Genomic DNA, 16,574 nt, shown 5'->3' on the forward strand with positions numbered 1-16,574 from the left:
GGGGACGGGAATTTATACCAGGAGATTTACATTTACATTGAGCTAGGTTATATGCCAATGGCCAGATAACAGTGCCTGTGGAAATCCGGCGCCTGCTTGGCTTAAAATCGGGCGATAAAATTCTCTTCATACAAAACCAGGATGGAGAGATTGTCGTGACTAATGCTTCTGCAAAAGCAATCCGCAAGGCACAAGCTGCGTTTACAGGTGTTTCTGAAACTATGGGTGTTTATAACGAAGACGATGTCCAGGCACTTGTGGACGAAGTCCGATACGGAAAGGAAAGGCAACAAGGAAACAAGGAGCAGAAGCACTATTAGTGCCACTGCCCCTTGTTCCTATATACATTCAAATCCCCACCCGCTCAAACTGTTCCGCCGGGCAGTCATTCTTCCTCATTTCTTCCCTCATGGCCTCTGTCATCCGTTTCACCACCGCTTCATCCTCAACCGGCTCAAGCTCTCCCGGGTCGCGTTCCAGATCAAACAGCAGGGAACCAAAACCGCTCATATGAAACTTATTCTCCGCCTTCACCTTCAGCACCCGGCAGCCCTTGGTAAATGAAAATGGTTCCCGCAGAACCATGCCCTCAAGTTCCCCGGCTGAAAACCTCGTGTTCATATGCTGAAGCGCCAGAGTATAATTGTATAATTCCCCCTCTTTGTCCGGGAGCGGCGCCCTCATATAAACATAGCGGCCGTCCGTAATATTGATATGGCCGCCGAACATGCCAAAAAGGGCGTATCTGCGGACCGTTTCGTCTGTTTTTATCGTCTGCTCCAGGCATTTCCCTTCCATGTCCGGAGGGATGGGCAGGTGAAAATAATTAAGGATTGTGGGCGCCCAGTCTGTCATCTGAACCAGGGCCGTCCTCCTCTCCCCTTTGATTCTGCTTCGGGGATCCCAGATGAAGAGAGGGGTGTTGGCATTCTCATTGTAATACGGCATCCGGTTTTTGCCCCAATAGCCGTGTTCCCCCAGCAAAAATCCGTGATCGGTTCCCACGATCAGCATGGTATCCTTCCACAGATCATAACGGTCCATTAAATCCAAGACCCTGCCCAGGCTGTGGTCGCACATGGAAACCAGGGCCTTATAGCCCCGGATGCAGTGATCGATCTGGGACTCTTCCTCTTCCACCGTTCCGCATGGCCAGTCAAAATGATTCCCCTGATACTCTTCGGGATACAACTCCAGATACTTTTCAGGCGCATAAAAGGGCTCATGGGGATCAAAGGTTTCCAAATGCAGCATCCAGTTGTCCTGATCCTTATTTTTCTCTATGAACTCACATCCCAGATCAAAACACCTGGTCTGGGGAAAATCCTTTTCTTCCTTTATGTACTGCCGGTTCACCCAGTCATATCTCCAGTGCTTCGATACGCCGGTTCCATTCTGCATGGACGGCACTTTCACCACCGGCGGAATCTTTGGCATGGCCGCCTCCCCTTTCCAGTGGTCCCCTTCCTGGCCCCGGACGATTTCCCAGGACGAATACCGGGGATGATAGGTGGCGCCGCCATCTTCCCAATAATGGAGGTGGTCGCTGATCAGATGGGTGTAAATACCGCTCTGCTTCAGCAGTTCCGGCATGGAATCGTCAAACGGCTCCAACGGCCCCCATTCCCTGTGAAGGAAATTATAGCGTCCCGTATGGAGTTCCCGTCTGGCGGGAATACAGGGCATGCTGCCCACATAACTGTTTTCAAATACGGCGCTGTGCTCCCCCAGCCTTGTGAAATTGGGCGCAGCAGTATCACAGCAGGGGTTATAGGGCGGAAGATATCTTTTATTTAAACTGTCAAAAAATACGATAATCGCTTTCATTCCTGGCCTCTCTTTTCGATTCTCCCAGGCCTCTGGAGTGTGTTGCACACTCTAATCGGCCACGCTGTTTCTTATGGATTCACAGACCTCTTCCAGATGCTGGGTCATCAGTTCCATTGCCAGGGGGCCGTTGCCTTCCGTGATGGCATTTAAAATCTTTTCATGATATTCGTTGGACCGCACCGGCATATCCACCTTTTTTGACGCCTCTCTCTGCTGAATCCTCAAAGTGGTGCAGATCGCATCGATGAAATTGCCGAATACCGTATTATGGGTCGCTTTGGCAATGGCGCGGTGGAATTGTCTGTCATATTCATATAACAGATCATGGTTTGGCTCCGCCTTGGGATCCGCGGTCAGAGCCTTTCTTTTTTCGTGTATCTCCCGCAGTTCCATTAAATCTACCGGCGTGGCATTTTCACTGGCCAGCCGGGCCGCCTCGGATTCCATCAGCTTTCTGACTTCCATGAATTCCAGCACCAGATTTTCATCCAGCACCAGATAAATGTCCATGGCCTTGCTGAGCATATCCGGAATCTTGGAATTGACATAGGTTCCTCCGCCCTGTTTTGTAACTAAAACGCCCATTCGGTTCAGTGAACTGACAGCTTCGCGGATGGAAACCCTGCTGACGCCCAGTTTTTCCGCCATAGCCCTCTCCGTATCCAATTTATCGCCGGGCTTTAAACGCCCTCCTCTAATTTCATCCACTAAATAATCAAATACCTGATCGCTAATACTCTTTCTTACTATCATTCACATCACCTTACTATTACAATTTTTGCCGCTTATTACCAGTATGGAGTTCTCTTTATTATTTGTCAATACTGATTTTATATAGAGCCAGCTCATTGATCTGGCGGTTTGCGGACAGCAAAAAGCTTTCTTTTTCGCCGGATAAAACGGATATCTGGCTGGGGCCGGTCTCCGAGTCAATGGTTTCCTCTTTAAAATCCCCGTCATAATAAATCATCAAAAGCCTCATATCCTGTCTGCGGTATCCCAGTATGAATACCGGTGTTCCATTCACCGTCCCGCCCCATATCACATGGCCGAAATCGATCTCATATTCCTTGACAGGTGACAGCGTCCCGTCAACCTCTTTATAGATAACGGCTTTGCTGCCGTGAAATGGTTCTATGGACGCATATTCCGCCCTGCCGTCCCCGTCGATATCGCAGACCGCGATGTCGCTCACTTCCCCGTCATAGATCTTTTTGATCTTCCATTCCTCGTCCCATGGCCTGCCGGGGACTTCAAAGGCAAAAATGCCCTCCACGCCGGTGACCAGGTATCTGACCGCCCCGTCTGCCTCCTCTTTGCAGAAACCATGGTTTTTCGTTATCCCCTCATACAATTTTTTAAGGGGAAATGCCTGGGCCGGGTCTTTTTGCACCCGCCCTGTATATACGGCACCCGGGCTGCTCCAGTCCTGGGTGAATTCCTTTTTCCCGCAAAGGGTGGAGCCTATAAACCAGACTTCCCCATCCTGCATAAACAGGTCAAACCGGTGGAGGTAGGGTGTTTTCATCACTTCTTTTACAATCCAGCCGCCGTCTTCATATTTTATGTAGTTTAACGTGCATTCCTCAGCGGCGAACACGGGAAGAAACTTTTGGGTTCCGTAAAATTCCCCGTCCCGCCCCGGTATGGGCACCAGATTCATGGTTCCTCCGGGCTGGGTCCAAACCGTGTCAATCCCGCCCTTTGCCGCGCAGACACACTCCCCCGGCCCTTCCGACGCCCCGAAAAAAACAGTTTCCCCGTCCACCCGGCCGATGCAGGCAGCATAAACTTTGTCCACCTGGGCCAGCGTTGTCTTCTCTATTATCATATCATTTCCTTCTCCTTTTCTGCATTTTTCCGGTTCAAATCCCCATAGCGTTCAAAACATTGGAACGCGTATTCAAAGGATTCCCTGGTGGCCCCGATGGCATCCAAAAACCGGTATTCCGCGGCTATGAGCCCCCCTTCTTTGGTCCCCCAGTACCGGATCAGATCCTTTACTTCCTGTTCGATCTTCCCCTTATCCCCTGTAGGCAGCGTCTCCTGTATATCCACGGCCACATCAAAGCAGATCCTGCCCGCAAACCGCTGACCGAATTCCTTCAAATGCAGAAGGTTGGGCTGGTGGATGTTCACGATATCCACTCCGATTTCAATCAAATCTTCCATGATGTCGGTTATGTATCCACAGGAATGGAAATTCATATAGATTCCGTGTTCATGCATCTCATCCGCCAGGATTTTATAGCGGGGCTTAAACACCTTTCTCCACATAGCCGGATTGATCATCAGGGCGTTCTGGGTTCCCCAGTCGTCGGAGGTATCGATGGAATGGATTCTGCCCTTTCCTAATTCTGCGGCCTGCCGTACGATCCCAAGCTGGTAATCCAGAAGCCGGTCACATAGCTCTGTCAGCTCTTCTTCATTGGTATACAGATCCACCAGAGTGTTTTCAAATCCCCTCAGAAAATGGAGCCGTTCAAAAATGCAGTACTGGCTGTTAAGCTGCACCCATTTTTCTTCCCTCCCCGCCGCTTCCAGCGCTTTCTCAAGCCCGTCAAAACGGCCCGGTTCATAGGGATCCGGCATCACATAACTTTGATAGGATTCCTCCCAGTCTTTAATGGGAAACCCCACCGGCTGTCCAAGGCCCAGGCCCGATTTGCTGTCTGAATTTTCCCAGCGGATTCCCCACTCGTCCGTCTCACCGGGAATGGGTACGGCCTTTTTTGTCATATCCGGCTCTTCCCCAGGTTTCCGGCAGGCTCTCGGGCGCTGGAGAAACAGCCGCACCATATCGCCTTTTCCAAGGGTGGGATATTTGAGGGCAATCCGCTCCGGGCTGCCGAAGGTTATGTTTTTCAGCACAATTTCATAACTTGTCATTTAACCCCTCTCCCTTTTCAGCCTGACAACTTCTGCCGCCTGTTTCACGATTTCCTCAGGGGTGAGGCAAAAGCGTTTCCTCAAATACTCCTCTGTGCCCACTTCTCCAAATTCATCCTGTATCCCCACTTTTCTCAAAAGTACAGGCTCATTTAAGGACAGCACGGATGCCACTCCGTCTCCTAAGCCGCCGTTTACGTTGGCATTTTCCGCGGTGACCACGGCCCTCGTCTTCCTTGCATATGAGAGGATCAGGGATTCATCCAGCGGTTTAACGGTGACCGGATCGATCACAGCGGCGCTGATGCCCTGCTCTTTCAGACGCCCGGCCGCTTCTAAAGCCTCCGCCGTCATGATGCCGCTGGCAATGATGGCCACATCAGTTCCATCCGCCAGCACGCGGCCTTTCCCAATCTCAAACCGGCTGCCGGGGGGATAGATCTGCTTCATCTGTTTTCTGGGTGTTCTGATATAGGTTAAACCGTACCGGTCCTTAGTCATCTTCAGCGCCTGTTCCAACTGCACTCCATCGCAGATGTCAAAAATAACGGCTCCGGGAATGGCCCGGTAGAGGGCGATGTCCTCAAAAGGCATATGGGTTCCCCCATTATAAGCGGCGGTCACTCCGGGATCGCTTCCGATAATCCTCACATTGTTCCCGGCGTAAGCTACCGACAGGAACACCTGGTCGTAAACGCGCCTGGATACAAATGGGGCAAAGGAATGGATATAGGGGATTTTCCCCTCCGCGCTCATCCCGGCGGCCACTCCCACCATGTTGGCCTCCTGCACGCCCATATCCATGGCCCTTCCCGGATATTTTTTATCAAATCCGCCCATGCCGATGGAATTCATCAGGTCCGCGTCCAGATAAACCACCCGCTCATCCTGGTTCAATAGTTCTTCCATCACATCAGGGAATACCTGTTTTAATGGGACGGCGCCTAAACTTCCGTCATAGATCGTTTCCAACATTCTCTCCACCTCCTATGCGCCCAGTTCCCCAATGGCGCGGTCTGCCTGTTCCCTGGTTATGGTCATGTGATGGTTCAGCTTCGTCTCTTCAATCCATTTCACGCCCTTTCCCTTCACGGTCTGCATCACGATCATGGAAGGACGGCCTTCTGCCTGTTCCTTGGCCTGTTCTATGGCGTCATAAATCTGTTCCACATCATTTCCGTCTATTTCCCGGGCATACCATCCGAAGGCCTCAAACTTGGCCTTGATATCCCCCATGTCCAAAATGTCCTCCGTATCCCCGTCCAGCTGCCTGTGGTTGTAATCTACAAATGCAATCAGATGATCCGCCTTGTGATGGGCCGCGGATAAAGCCATTTCCCACACCTGCCCCTCATTGCATTCCCCGTCTCCAAGCAGGAGATATACGTAATTATCCCGGCCTTTTAAGGCCAAAGCCATGCCCAGGGCAAGGGAAGCCCCCTGTCCCAGGGAACCGGTCGTCATATCGATTCCCGGCGTTTTTTTCTTATCACAGTGGCTGGGAAGGCTGGTTCCTCCCCGGTTCAGGGTGTTCAGCCATTCCTTAGGGAAAAAGCCTTTTAAAGCCAGGGCCGAGTAAATCCCGGGGCCCGCGTGGCCCTTGGAGGAGACAAAACGGTCCCTTCCCTCCCATCCTGGATTGGCCGGATCATAGTTCATCACCGCACCGTACAGGACGGCGATCAGATCCGTGGCTGACAGCGTTCCCCCTATATGTCCAAATCCCAGGCTGCCGAACATATCCATCTCCGTAACCCTAAGTTTCGCGGCAAACTGTTCCAGCCCTTTTTTTAATTCCTGATCCATTTTGACCTCATTTCCGCCGATCAAATACGGCAATCATAAAATGTTACAGTAAACCAATCTTTTTGAAGAATTCAATCCCCTTTTTGGCGCAGGTTTCTCCATCCGGTTTAGCCAGCGCTTCCAGGCACAAAAATCCATCATATCTAATCTCCTTCAATACCCTGTAAATGCCTTCCATATCCAGATGCCCCATGCCGGGCGCCAGCCGGTTGGAGTCCAGAAAATGGATATGGCGGATCCTGTCTCCGCACAGCCTCAGGCTCCCCAAAACAGACCGGTCTTCAATGTTCATATGAAAGGTATCCAGCATCAGATATAGGGGAAGCCCCGTCTCTTCAATAAACCGGTACGCCTCCTCACTGCTGTTTAAGGTATTGATCTCATAGCGGTTAATGGGTTCAATCACCAGTTCCACGCCGCAGCTTTCTGCAAATGGCAGGATTTTTTCTATGGAATCCTGAAAGCGGCGGAAAAACTCATCATAAGCATCGCCTTTTCCCACGCTGCCCCGCACCAGGCCCAGGGAGACCATTCCCTTCACTTCCGACGCATAGGCAATGATTTCCTTCATCCTCACGATGATCTCATCCCTCACCGCTTTTTCCCTGTCGCCGAGAAACAGGCCCTGTCCGGCCAGCGCCGCAGGCATCACGACCCCGGTTTCCAGACCATGGCTTTCAAGCAGCCCTATGGCCCGGCGGCTGACGGCCGCCCGCGGATCTTCCACAAACAAATCCACGCCCTCATATCCCATCTCCCGGATCAGGGGAATATTGGTTTCAATATCCCCCTGAAACAGCACAGGAGCGTTTTTATCCGCTTTAAATAAAGATAACGACACTGAAGTCTTCATACCTGCCCCCAACCGCGTTCACACGCATTTAATCAAATTTTCATGTTTTATCCTGATAAAAATAGGAATCAGCTCCATATTTTCTCGTATAATGCTTTTTCAGCATATAATCCGGCAGGAAATTGGCGGTTTTGCCGTTGATATCCGCATTCATGATATCCAAAGACAGCTTTGCCATCTTCGCCAGCTCTTCCAGGATTACGCTGTGTTCCACAGCCGCCTTCCCATCCTTTCCCCAGGTGAACGGCCCGTGGCCCGGCGTCAGAACAGCTCCCATTTCCAGCATATTCCGGCCTTTGAACAGCCCGCAGATCACCTTTCCCACGTTCCGCTCATAATCCGTTTCCACCTCTTTGCGGGTCATCTGCCTGGTACAGGGTATTTCCCCGTAGAAATGATCCGCATGGGTGGTTCCCAAAACGGGAATCCCCTTTCCTGCCTGGCACCAGGCCGTGGCCCAGGTGGAATGGGTATGGGCGATTCCGCCCACCTCCGGGAAGTTTTTGTAAATCTCCAGATGGATATCCAGATCCACGGAGGGTAAAAGTCCGTCCAGCAGGGTTCCGTCCAGGGTCACCACCGACATATCGTCCGCTGTCAGCCTGTCATACTCAATCCCTTTGGGCTTTATGGCCACCAGGCCCTTTTCACGGTCCACGGCGCTGACATTTCCCCAGGTATAGATGACCAGGCCTCGCTTCACCAGCTCCAGATTGGCGTCATAGACCTCCTGTTTTAACTGTTTTAAATCCATATTTCCCTCCATTATAAAAATGACTTAAACGGAACATTGGGTTCATCCAGTTCAAAAGCGTCTTCAAATCCGCGGCGGAACATGAACTGCTTTTTCTCCTTATCGTCGGGATACAGATATCCGCCTCCCACTTCCCATAAAAAGACATGGAATTTGTAGTTTAAGCGGTCTTTCCTGTAGTTGTAGACCAACTGGATTTCCTTTGGATCCGCCAGCATATTGGACCAGATATCATAATGGAACGGGATCAAAACCTTGGCATTCAGATTTTCCGCAATCCTCAGGCAGTCCACGCTGGTCACTTTGTCGGAACAGCCGATGGGATTTTCGCCGTAGGAAACTAAAACCACGTCAATCTCATGATCCTTTCCATGTTTCACATAGTAATTGGACATATGGGAGTCGCCGCTGTGGTAAATATTGCCTCCCGGGGTCTTTATGATGAAGTTCACCGCCCTGTCATCCATATCGTCCGGCAGAATCCCTCTGATATCACCGGCAGGAGGGGCCGTTATGAGAGCGGTACGGTCAAAGGAATCCACCGCCACGATCTCCATATCCTTGATTTTAATGGAATCACCCGGCCTCACTTCCCTGATCCGTTCTTCCGGCACTCCCCATTTTCTCCAGATATCGCAGCTGAATTTGGGCCCGATAAAAGGCGCGTCCGTATTGTTCACAATGGCCGCCGCCACATAGGGGTCGATATGATCCCTGTGGAAATGGGTGGACAACACGGCGTCCATCTTCTTAATCGCGAAGGGGTCGATCACCATGGGAACGGCCCGGGCATTGGGCTGCCACTGTCTGCTTCCCACCATGCGCGCCATCTGGAAATCCTTTCCCTGGCCCCATTCCGGCGGCTCCGGGAATTTGGTGGTCTGTTTGCCCGTATCCAGCCACAAATCGATGATGATGTTGCAGTCCGCAGGGGTTTTAATCCAGATTCCAGTGCATCCCAGCCACCACATGGCGAATTTGCCGGGGCCCACTTTAGCGTCCTCAATCTGTTCATTTAAAAAGGTTCCCCATTCGGGAAATACGTTGTCAATCCAAAACTGCCTGTCTATGTCCTTGATATTCACATTATTGATCATTTTTTTCTCCATTCTGAAACAGTTTAATGATGAGGTTTGTTAAAATCCCTCTCTAATTTTTTAAATGCAGCGCTTTTCTTACATCCGGCTTTTTCAGAAGCCAGGAAACTGCCGGCAGCAGCACGGCCAGTATGAAAAATACGGTTCCGATGGAAGGAACTTTCATACAGTTTAAAAATCCCCGCTGGTATATAATCGCCCTTCTCATGTTGTCTTCAATGATGCCGCCCAGCACATTTGCCAGGACAAACGGGGCCAGTGGATAGTGGTTCTTATCCAGAATATAGCCCACAATCATGAATCCCATCAGCGCTGCCAGGTCAAACAGGTTATTGTTTAAACTGATCACCCCCACCACGCAGAACATGGAAACCAGGGGGAACAGATAACGCTTGGGTATCTCAATGATCTTCGCCATGAACCTGATGGTAGTGATCTGGTACAGGAACATAAACACATTGGCGATGAGCACGATCACGATGATGGATTTGAACAGGGACGGCTGGTTCATGCTCAAAAGCGGCCCCGGCGTGATGCCCTGCAGGGTCAGCGCGCCCATGATGATGGCCGTCACCGTGTCTCCCGGCACTCCCAATGCCAGCATGGGGATCAGGGCCCCGCCTGTGGTGGCGTTATTGGCGCTTTCACAGCAGAAGATCCCTTCCGCGATGCCGGTGCCGAACAGTTCCGGGTGTTTCGATCCCTTTTTGGCCTGGGCATAGGATATCAGGCTGGCCGCCCCGCCGCCCATTCCCGGCAGGATTCCGATGGCGGTTCCAATCACGCTGCCTCGGATCATGGTTCCTAAATTCTCTTTTATGGTCTTTAATCCAGGCACATAAAACAGCTTTTTCTTCACCTTCACCGGCTTTGTTTTGACCTTCAGCTCCCCGATGGAATTAAGAATTTCAGGGAGTGCAAAGATGCCGATAATCACTACAACCAGATTAAATCCGCTTTCCAGATTATAATTACCAAAGGTGTATCTGGCCGCAACCCCGTCCACAGGGCTCATGCCCACGGTTTTAAACAGAAGCCCGATAAGGGCGACCGTAAATGCTTTCAGGCTGTCTGAACTCAGCACGCACACGATTACAAGAGACAGGGTAGCCGTTCCGAAATATTCCCACGGCCCGAAGCCAATGGCCATATTGGCCAGCACCGGCGCAAAAGCGATCAGACAGACGGTACTGAACAGCCCTCCGAAAATGGAAGCGAACGCGCCATAGGACAGGGCCTCCGTAGCCATCCCCTTCTGAGCCATGGGATAACCGTCAAATGTGGTAGCTACCGAAGCCGCAGTCCCCGGGATTTTCAGAAGTATGGCAGAAACCAGTCCCCCTGACACACAGCCCATATACAGCCCCATGATGATGCACATGGACGACATCACATCCATCACAAATGTGAACGGCAGCACCAGAGCCACCGCAATCGGAGCGTTGAGCCCCGGTATGGTGCCGAATATGCTTCCCACCACAACGCCGGTCAGAATCAAAAGCAGGTATTGAGGCTGCAATACATTCATAAATATATTTAATAAATCCATCTCTTCCCTCCTTTAACCCTTCAGCAAACCGGCCGGCAGCATAACATGCAGTACGCTGCCGAAAAACCAGTATATACCAATGGTTCCCGCCGTCACACCCACTGCGATCACTGCCTCCGTTTTGGCGGAGGGCCTGCGGTCCATCTGGGCATAGTAAAAGAAATTAATCAGCGCCGTCATATACGCTACGGTGGAGATGATATATCCGAGAGGCGCCATGGCCGCGATATAAACGCCGGTCATCAGTATGTAAACCAGGCGCAGCCCCTGGAACATTTCAAGAAATACGAAATGCTTCCTGGTATCCGGTTTTCTGAAATATTGATACAGCCTCATTAAAATACAGGCCAGAAGCATCACTACGATAATTCTTGGAAACAATCCCGCTCCCCCAGACTGGTCCAGTATGCTGGAAGGAAACTGGAATGTCATGAAAAACATACCCACTGCTATGGCCGATACCACGGCCAAAAATACCAATTCTCCCATGCGTTCCCCCTTAATCCCTATCCGTTATTGTGCCGTAATCCCTTTGGCCGCCTCTTCAAAGGCCGCGTAGGTATCTTTCATAAGGTTTGTATAATCTTCGACCGTAGTATATGTGGTATCATAGGACAGGGCTTTCATCTCCGCGATGCACTCCGGATCTTCACTGGCCTGTTTGATCAGGTTATTCACATAGTCTATGGCTTCTTTCGGAGTTCCCTTTGGCGCCCACATGCCGAATGTCTGTTTCAGATAATCATAGTTGGTAAATCCCAGTTCCTTAAAGGTATCCAACTGCTCATATCCTTCAATATCCGTGTCATTGATCACAGCCAGGCATCTGAACTGTTTTCCGTCAATATACTGTTTCACCGATGCGAACCCGTCAATATATCCGTCCACTCTTCCGCCCAGCAGTTCCGGCGCTTTCGATCCGCCGCTCAAATCCACTTTATGGAACTTCACATCTTTTTGTTTTTCGATCTCCAGAATCGCAAAGAGGGGAAGAGTTCCTGTCACGGAGCCCATTTTAATGGTTTCCGGTTTTTCTTTGGCGGCATTTATGAGATCATCCATGGTCTGATACGGGGAATCCGCTTTTATCACCAGAGCGAGAGAAGAATCACACCAGGTTCCGATCATATCAAAATCTTCATATGTAAAATCCGCAACTCCCATGGCGTACTGCATGGGATAACCCACAGGCTGCATCAAAAGGGTGCTGCCGTCCGGTTCGGTGTTCATAACTTCTTTGGCCCCCACCCTTCCGCCTGCGCCGGTGATGTTCACCACTTCCACGCTCTGGGAAGAATAATTGCCCATATATTTTGCAAATATCCTGGCCGGGATATCACTGTTTCCGCCCGCTTCAAACGGCACTACGAACTGAAAGCTTTTCGTCGGTTCATAGGAACCGGCTCCGCCCTTTTCTTCCGCTTTGCTTTCCGCCGCTGCCCCTGTATTCCCCGTTTCGTCCGCCCCCGCCGGATTTTTCTCTCCTGCATCCGGCTCCGCCGCGTTTGTCTCCGCCGCTTTCGTCTCCGCTGCCGCTTTTGTTTCTGCCGCTGTTTTTGTTTCTGCCGGCTTATTCGCTGCCGTGGAACATCCTGCCATCGCGATCGCCGCGCTCAATCCCATCATTAACATCATGCTTCTTTTCATCATAATCTTCTCCTTCTTTAAAAACTGGTGTTTTTGGTCTATTGGGTAATTGGTGTTACCAATATACCAACATATTATACTATAATTATTTTAAAGTCAATATATTTTTATCATTTATGCACATATTTGTGATTTTTTATTACTTACATGCTATTTTTCCACTCATGCTTTCTGCTTTGAATCCGCTCCTGTATCCGCACCTGTATCCCCATCGCTGATTTCTTTGAAATCCTCTTTCCTTTTGAACCCGGGCCGTAAAAACGAAAAACAAAAAAGATACCGCATTGCAGGCCAATTCCTGCAATACGGTATCTCCATATCAGATCTTATTGAATTTTATTTCCAAAAAACTTTTCCGCAAATGTCACATACATCGCCATGCAGACCGGAAGGCAGTCCTCATCAATATCAAATTCCCCATGATGAAGAGGAGCTGTAATCCCCATCTCTTCATTTCTGGAACCGATATTCATGTAGGTGACGGGAGCCACCTCTAAAAACTCTCCGAAGTCTTCGGCGCCCAGGCTTTCTTCCTGAACCAGCACCGATTCCTCCGGCAGAAATTCCCGGGCCGCCTGCCGGGCCAGGGCGGTCAGCTTTTCATCGTTGTATACCGCCTTGGCCGTACACTGAAACTCTGTTTCCACCGTACAGTGATACGCTGCCGCCGTACATTCGGCCATGCGGGTGATGATCTCCCTGTTTTTTACTCTCCGCTCTTCCCGCAGGGTGCGGACGCTTCCTTCCAGATAAGCATTTTCCGGAAGAATGTTATAAGCGCTGCCGGCATCAAAACGCCCAATGGTGATCACCGTGGGGTCCAGTGGGCTGCTCTCCCGGGAAACCAGGGTTTGAAGGGCCAAGGACAGAGCGGCTCCGGCCAGCAGAGCATCCGCCCCTTTCTGTGGAGTGGAACCATGGCAGCCTTTCCCTTTAACACGGATCACAAACCGGTCGTTGGCAGCGGACATAAAGCCTTCTCTGATGGTAACGCAGCCAGTTGGATGGGAACTGGAAACATGGAGGCCGAAAAATGCCTCAACATCGTCCACCGCTCCGCTCTTCACTACCGAAGCTGCCCCTTCCCCGCATTCTTCCCCCGGCTGGAAGATGCATTTTACCGTTCCTGGAAGCTGATCCCTCTTCTCAGACAGATATTTAGCCGCTGCCAGCAGGGATGCGCTGTGGCCGTCATGGCCGCAGGCGTGCATCACTCCGGGATTGCAGGAAACATAGCCGTTTTGATTCAGCTCCTCCATCTCCAGAGCGTCGATATCAGCTCTGAGCCCCAGAACCGGTCCCTTCTGACTGCCCGCAATAACTGCCACGGTTCCCGTCTCTCCTGCCGGAATCCATGGGATTTTCCACTCTTCCAGCCTGGACCTTATATAAGCGGCTGTTTCAAACTCCCTCATGCCAGGTTCCGGATGCCGGTGGATATGCCGCCTCAGCTTTACAAGCAGGTTCTTTTGACCTTTTGCGTCTTCATAAATCCCCATATTCGTTCCTTTCCGCCTTTTGATCAGTCTTTGATCCCTTTTTTAACCCGTTCCACCCAGTCGTCATAGGTATCAAAAATATGCTGTTTATGTTTTTCATACAATTTATTCAATTCCTGCACCGCCTGTGGATGGTCGTCAATGCGGAAATCGATGTAGGGGAATCCCACGATCTTATCCACCCGGATCACCGCCGCCATTTTCCCTCTGGCGTCTCCGCCCACCCGGTCGGCGGCCAGCATGGCTTTCATAATCCGGTCAGGCAGCGGTTCGTCTGCGCTGTCCAAAAATGCCTGTTCCGCCGCGTAAAGGACATCTTTCGAGGTCAGCAGGTTTCCTGCTATCACATATCCGTCCCCGCGCAGGTGCATCTTCACCGGATCATTGCCCTCTCCGGTAAAGGCGGCGGAATTCCCTCTGCAGTCCACCACGGAAATCTGTCTCAGTTCCTTTCCGTTATCTTCCAGCAAAGCCTTATGAAGGGCCTCTTCCGCGCTGGCTCCCTGCATAATGCTGCGCATTACAATTTCATTCAGAAATGGGTTTACCCATCCCTGGGACGCGATCACGCCGTAATTCTGGCGGATATAGGGCGAAAATGCCCCGAGCCCCGGATAATAGGACGCAGCCGCCCCGCCGATACATCCCGTTTTACTGCATCGGGCTATAATGGAATATGTATTGAATTTCATTGGTTTCCTCCGAAATCATTTATTAAAGTAGTCACACGCCACAAAATGCCCCGGTTCCGTTTCCTTCAAAACAGGGATATCTGCGGCGCATGTCTCCGACGCATAAGGACACCGGGTGCGGAATACACATCCGCTGGGCGGGTCGATGGGGCTTGGTATTTCCCCTTCAATTCCCTTGGCCTCTTTCCTGATTTCCGGATCCGGCATGGGAATGGAAGAGATCAAAGCCTGTGTATACGGATGGCATGGATTCTCATACAACTCATCCGCGTCCGCAATTTCCACCACATGTCCCAAATACATCACGATGATTCTGCGGCTGATATACTGGACGGTGGCTAAATTGTGGGCGATAAATATCATGGATAAGCCGAATTCCTTCTGAAGATCCATCAAAAGATTTAAAATCTGGGCCTGGATGGAAACGTCTAAAGCAGCCACAGGCTCGTCCGCAATAATCAGTTTGGGATTTAAAATCAACGCCCTGGCGATGCCGATTCTCTGGCGCTGTCCCCCGGAAAATTCATGGGGATACCGTTTGAGGGCGTCTAAGGGAAGCCCTGTGACCGAAAGCATCCGCTCAATCAAAGCCTGCCTTTGGTCCGCAGGCACCTTGTGGGCGGCCAATGGCTCTTCTAAAATCTTCTTAATGGTTTTTCTCGGATCAAAGGAGGCATAGGGGTCCTGGAAAATCATCTGGAACTCCCTGCGCCTGTCCCTGAGTTCCTTCTGGCTCAAAGCCGTCAAATCCTCATCTTCAAAGACCACCCGGCCGCCGGTGGGCTCCAAAAGCCGCAGCACCAGCCTGCCCAGCGTGGATTTTCCGCAGCCGGATTCTCCTACGATACCAAGTGTCTCCCCCTTATTCAGGGTAAAAGAAACGTCCTGCACCGCTTTTAAAGTCGCCTTTTTTCCCTTCACTGGAAATTCTTTGGATAAATGCTCTACCCGGAGCAGTATTTCTCTATTCATGGCATTCCCTCCATTTCCAGCAGGCAGTCCTATGCCCTTCTCCGGTTTCAGCCAATGACTGGGGCTTTTCACAGCCTTCGCAGGCATATTTGCAGCGGTCCTTAAATTTGCAGCCTGGAGGCGGGGAAATCAGTTTAGGCGGCTGGCCCGGAATCGGTTCCAGCCGTTTTCTGCTCCCCAGAACGGGAAGACAATCCATCAGCCCCTTGGTATACGGATGGCATGGATTGGCATAGAGTTCCTTAACGGGTGCAGTTTCCACAATCTCCCCCGCATACATGACCGCAACCCGGTCGCAGAGTTCCGCCACCACGCCCAGGTCATGGGTGATCAGCAGTATGGCAACATTCCTCTCCCTGCGGAGCTTAGCCAGAAGTTTTAGGATTTGGGCCTGTATGGTCACATCCAGCGCTGTGGTGGGCTCATCGGCGATGATCATCTCGGGACTGCACATCATGGAAGCCGCGATAATGCTTCTCTGGCGCATTCCGCCTGAAAACTGATAGGGATAATCCTTGGCCCGGTCTGCCGCCGATGGAATTCCCACCGTTTTAAGCATTTCCACCGCTTTTTCCACTGCATTTTTCTTTTTAATGGGTTCGTGGATTTCCAGAACCTCCCCAACCTGTGCTCCAATCTGCATCAGAGGGTCCAAAGACGTCATAGGGTCCTGAAAAATCATGGAAATCTGGTTCCCCCTGATCCTCTGCATCTGCCGCTCGGATTTTTTCAGCAGATCGTCTCCGTGAAAGCTGACGCTTCCGCTGACTTTTTCATGTTTTTTCCTTCCGATCAGCCCCATAATCGTATTTGCGGTGACCGACTTGCCGCAGCCGGATTCGCCTACAAGAGCCAGTATTTCCCCTTTATTCAGTGTAAAGTTTACATTTTCCACCGCATGAACCACGCCTTCTCTGGTGTGGAATTTTACGCTAAGTTCTGTTACATCCAGCAGAATCTCTTGTTCCTTCATGTGTCTCTCCTTA

17 protein-coding genes and 1 pseudogene are annotated in these 16,574 nt (G+C 51.0%); 2 read left to right on the forward strand and 16 right to left on the reverse strand.

The window, feature by feature from the left end; translation table 11 throughout:
- Positions 1–62 precede the first annotated feature (62 nt).
- Together GPL15_RS28170 and GPL15_RS28175 are read left to right on the forward strand one after the other, a co-directional pair.
- Positions 63–149: pseudogene (locus GPL15_RS28170) on the forward strand (AbrB/MazE/SpoVT family DNA-binding domain-containing protein); the annotation flags it as partial.
- A 6-nt stretch (positions 150–155) separates the two neighbouring features.
- Positions 156–320, forward strand: a complete 165-nt coding sequence (locus GPL15_RS28175; protein WP_346345014.1) for a hypothetical protein — start codon at positions 156–158, stop codon at positions 318–320.
- Positions 321–348: 28 nt separating this feature from the next.
- On the opposite strand, the gene GPL15_RS20840 is transcribed toward GPL15_RS28175, so the two are convergent.
- The 16 genes from GPL15_RS20840 to GPL15_RS20915 form a co-directional block, all read right to left on the reverse strand.
- The gene (locus GPL15_RS20840; protein ID WP_215700597.1) at positions 349–1,827 is read right to left on the reverse strand and encodes a sulfatase; all 1,479 of its coding nucleotides are present in this window, start codon (positions 1,825–1,827) and stop codon (positions 349–351) included.
- A 51-nt stretch (positions 1,828–1,878) separates the two neighbouring features.
- Positions 1,879–2,583 (reverse strand): FadR/GntR family transcriptional regulator, encoded by a 705-nt coding sequence (locus tag GPL15_RS20845; RefSeq protein ID WP_215700598.1) that lies wholly within the window; start codon positions 2,581–2,583, stop codon positions 1,879–1,881.
- Between the two features lie 58 nt (positions 2,584–2,641).
- Positions 2,642–3,661 carry a hypothetical protein gene (locus GPL15_RS20850; RefSeq protein ID WP_215700599.1) on the reverse strand — a complete coding sequence of 340 codons (1,020 nt, stop codon included), beginning with the start codon at positions 3,659–3,661 and terminating at the stop codon, positions 2,642–2,644.
- Positions 3,658–4,719, reverse strand: a complete 1,062-nt coding sequence (locus GPL15_RS20855; protein WP_215700600.1) for a uroporphyrinogen decarboxylase family protein — start codon at positions 4,717–4,719, stop codon at positions 3,658–3,660. Before GPL15_RS20855 ends, GPL15_RS20850 begins: the two co-directional genes overlap by 4 nt.
- Positions 4,720–5,694: a transketolase C-terminal domain-containing protein gene (locus GPL15_RS20860; protein ID WP_215700601.1), complete on the reverse strand. Its 975-nt coding sequence runs from the start codon at positions 5,692–5,694 to the stop codon at positions 4,720–4,722. It lies immediately after the preceding gene.
- A gap of 12 nt (positions 5,695–5,706) precedes the next feature.
- Complete coding sequence (locus tag GPL15_RS20865) at positions 5,707–6,525, reverse strand: transketolase (RefSeq protein WP_215700602.1); 819 nt, start codon at positions 6,523–6,525, stop codon at positions 5,707–5,709.
- Between the two features lie 43 nt (positions 6,526–6,568).
- The gene (locus tag GPL15_RS20870) at positions 6,569–7,378 is read right to left on the reverse strand and encodes a sugar phosphate isomerase/epimerase family protein (protein ID WP_215700603.1); all 810 of its coding nucleotides are present in this window, start codon (positions 7,376–7,378) and stop codon (positions 6,569–6,571) included.
- A gap of 40 nt (positions 7,379–7,418) precedes the next feature.
- A complete protein-coding gene (gene araD / locus GPL15_RS20875; protein WP_215700604.1) occupies positions 7,419–8,132 on the reverse strand; it encodes an L-ribulose-5-phosphate 4-epimerase AraD in 714 nt (237 codons plus the stop codon).
- An 11-nt stretch (positions 8,133–8,143) separates the two neighbouring features.
- A complete protein-coding gene (gene ulaG / locus GPL15_RS20880; RefSeq protein WP_215700605.1) occupies positions 8,144–9,229 on the reverse strand; it encodes an L-ascorbate 6-phosphate lactonase in 1,086 nt (361 codons plus the stop codon).
- Positions 9,230–9,281: 52 nt separating this feature from the next.
- Positions 9,282–10,778, reverse strand: coding sequence for a tripartite tricarboxylate transporter permease (locus tag GPL15_RS20885; protein WP_215700606.1), 1,497 nt, complete (start codon positions 10,776–10,778; stop codon positions 9,282–9,284).
- Positions 10,779–10,790: 12 nt separating this feature from the next.
- On the reverse strand, positions 10,791–11,267 hold the full coding sequence (locus GPL15_RS20890; RefSeq protein WP_215700607.1) for a tripartite tricarboxylate transporter TctB family protein: 477 nt from the start codon (positions 11,265–11,267) through the stop codon (positions 10,791–10,793).
- 24 nt (positions 11,268–11,291) lie between these two features.
- Positions 11,292–12,428, reverse strand: coding sequence for a tripartite tricarboxylate transporter substrate binding protein (locus GPL15_RS20895; RefSeq protein ID WP_215700608.1), 1,137 nt, complete (start codon positions 12,426–12,428; stop codon positions 11,292–11,294).
- A gap of 323 nt (positions 12,429–12,751) precedes the next feature.
- A complete protein-coding gene (locus GPL15_RS20900; protein WP_215700609.1) occupies positions 12,752–13,924 on the reverse strand; it encodes an amidohydrolase in 1,173 nt (390 codons plus the stop codon).
- Between the two features lie 23 nt (positions 13,925–13,947).
- A complete protein-coding gene (locus tag GPL15_RS20905; protein WP_215700610.1) occupies positions 13,948–14,616 on the reverse strand; it encodes a DUF1028 domain-containing protein in 669 nt (222 codons plus the stop codon).
- Positions 14,617–14,631: 15 nt separating this feature from the next.
- Positions 14,632–15,588 carry an oligopeptide/dipeptide ABC transporter ATP-binding protein gene (locus GPL15_RS20910; protein WP_215700611.1) on the reverse strand — a complete coding sequence of 319 codons (957 nt, stop codon included), beginning with the start codon at positions 15,586–15,588 and terminating at the stop codon, positions 14,632–14,634.
- Positions 15,581–16,561 (reverse strand): ABC transporter ATP-binding protein, encoded by a 981-nt coding sequence (locus GPL15_RS20915; RefSeq protein ID WP_215700612.1) that lies wholly within the window; start codon positions 16,559–16,561, stop codon positions 15,581–15,583. Before GPL15_RS20915 ends, GPL15_RS20910 begins: the two co-directional genes overlap by 8 nt.
- Between the last annotated feature and the right edge of the window lie 13 nt (positions 16,562–16,574).

This window comes from Clostridium sp. MCC353, assembly GCF_018785315.1.
GTDB lineage: Bacteria > Bacillota > Clostridia > Lachnospirales > Lachnospiraceae > CHH4-2.